Annotated in this window: 2 protein-coding genes; both read right to left on the minus strand. The window is 61.9% G+C overall.

Features of this window, described 5'->3' with window-relative positions; translation table 11 throughout:
* Nucleotides 1-52: 52 nt before the first annotated feature.
* A complete protein-coding gene (locus tag F8N49_RS27590) occupies nucleotides 53-1,375 on the minus strand; it encodes a lytic murein transglycosylase (RefSeq protein ID WP_071173695.1) in 1,323 nt (440 codons plus the stop codon).
* A gap of 61 nt (nucleotides 1,376-1,436) precedes the next feature.
* Nucleotides 1,437-1,601 (minus strand): alternative ribosome rescue factor ArfA, encoded by a 165-nt coding sequence (arfA, locus tag F8N49_RS27595; protein ID WP_016773035.1) that lies wholly within the window; start codon nucleotides 1,599-1,601, stop codon nucleotides 1,437-1,439.
* Nucleotides 1,602-1,730: the final 129 nt, after the last annotated feature.

Below are 1,730 nucleotides of genomic sequence, written 5' to 3' on the forward strand. Positions count from 1 at the left end.
ACAATTGTGTTTCAACCAGAGCCCTGTGGGAGCGGGCTTGCCCGCAATGCTTTTATTTGGCGCGCAGGCTCTCAAGCAACTTGTGCGTCGGATACCCATCCGCCGGCCAGCCCAGCGCCTGCTGGGCACTGCGAATGGCCTTGCGCGTATTGGCGCCGATAATCCCGTCCGCTGTGCCGGCGTCATAATTACGCGCGCTCAATAGCGTCTGCAGTTCGATGCGCTCGGTGCGGCTCAGCGGCAGATCATCTTTCGGCCAGTCGCCATTGATCAGGCCCGCGCCTTCAAAGCGCTCGGACAACAGGCTCACCGCCAGCGCATACGACGACGAATTGTTGTACTTGAGAATCGCCCGGAAGTTGTCGAGGATCAGGAACGCCGGGCCGCGATAACCAGCCGGCAGCAGCAGGGCGGCGGACAGTTGTTCGGAACCGGCTGGCACCTGCGCGCCGTTCGGCAGGTTCACGCCCAGTTGCCGCCATTCGGCGACGCTTTTGCGAATCGCGCCATCGGCCAGGGTGTAGTTGAAGCCGCTCGGCAATTGCACTTCGAAACCCCACGGCTGGCCACGCTGCCAGCCCGAGCTTTGCAGGTAATGCGCGGTCGAGGCCAGCGCATCGGCCGGGCTGCCCCAGATGTCGCGGCGACCGTCACCGTCAAAGTCCACGGCGTGGGTGTTGTAAGTGGTCGGAATGAACTGGGTCTGGCCCATCGCGCCGGCCCAGGAACCGAGCATCTTCTCCGGGGTGATATCGCCCTGTTGCAGAATCTGCAGGGCGGCAATCAATTGCGCGTGAGCAAAGCCCGGACGACGCCCCTCATAGGCGAGAGTGGCCAACGAGTTGATCACCGACTTGCTGCCCTGAAACTGGCCGAAATTGCTTTCCATGCCCCACACCGACACCAGCGCCTGGCGATCAACGCCATAACGCTGCTCGATGCTTTGCAGAATGTCGGCGTACTGATTGATCAGCGCCTGGCCTTTGCGCACGCGCAGTGGCGACAGCGCACCGTCGAGGTATTCCCACACCGGGCGGGAAAACTCCGGCTGACTGCGATCGGCACGGATCACGCTGGCGTCGAAACTGATGTTGGCAAATGCCTGATCGAACAGCTCGGGGCGAATCCCGGCGGCGAGGGCGTCCTTGCGGAAGCCCGCCTGCCATTCGGCAAAGGTCTGGGTCGGTTGAATATCGAGCGGGTCGGCGGACGGCACTACCGGCGGAATGATCGCTGGGGCCGTGGTGACCGGGGCGGCTTGAAGCGGTTGTGCATCGGCGGCGGTGGGTTTTTCCGCGCAGGCGACAAGCAGAATGAAGCTGGAGGCAGCGATCAATTGGCGCACGGGCCAACGACGGGAAAGACTTGGGGGCATGCACAATTCCAGGGGAAACGAATCAGGTGCAGACCTTAACATGAGCGGGGGGTGGTGCGCTTCAGGCAGCCAGAAAGTAAAAAGCCTCCCGGTTGTCAGACCGGAAGGCTTCGCGGCGGTAGCTGCCTTTGCCCTTGGCTGGTCGTTCCTGGCGGCTGCGGAACAAGGGCTGGGCGACGATGGATTTGGCCTTGTTGGGGCCATGCTTTGCTGGCTTTTTGCTCATGAGGGTTCTCTGGATTGAGTGGGTTTGGCGCGGCAAATAATCTGCCGATGTTGGGCGTCTGTCCAGTGCCTGTTGTGTAGGAATGTTCTGGCGCTTGCGCGAGCAAGCTCGCTCCCACATTTGGAATGC

This window comes from Pseudomonas sp. GXM4, assembly GCF_008923895.1.
Lineage (GTDB): Bacteria > Pseudomonadota > Gammaproteobacteria > Pseudomonadales > Pseudomonadaceae > Aquipseudomonas > Aquipseudomonas atacamensis.

Bases quoted from the DNA above. Each gene is read 5' to 3' on its own strand.
- arfA (WP_016773035.1), bottom strand. From the start codon at position 1,601: ATGAGCAAAAAGCCAGCAAAGCATGGCCCCAACAAGGCCAAATCCATC.
- F8N49_RS27590 (WP_071173695.1), bottom strand. From the start codon at position 1,375: ATGCCCCCAAGTCTTTCCCGTCGTTGGCCCGTGCGCCAATTGATCGCT.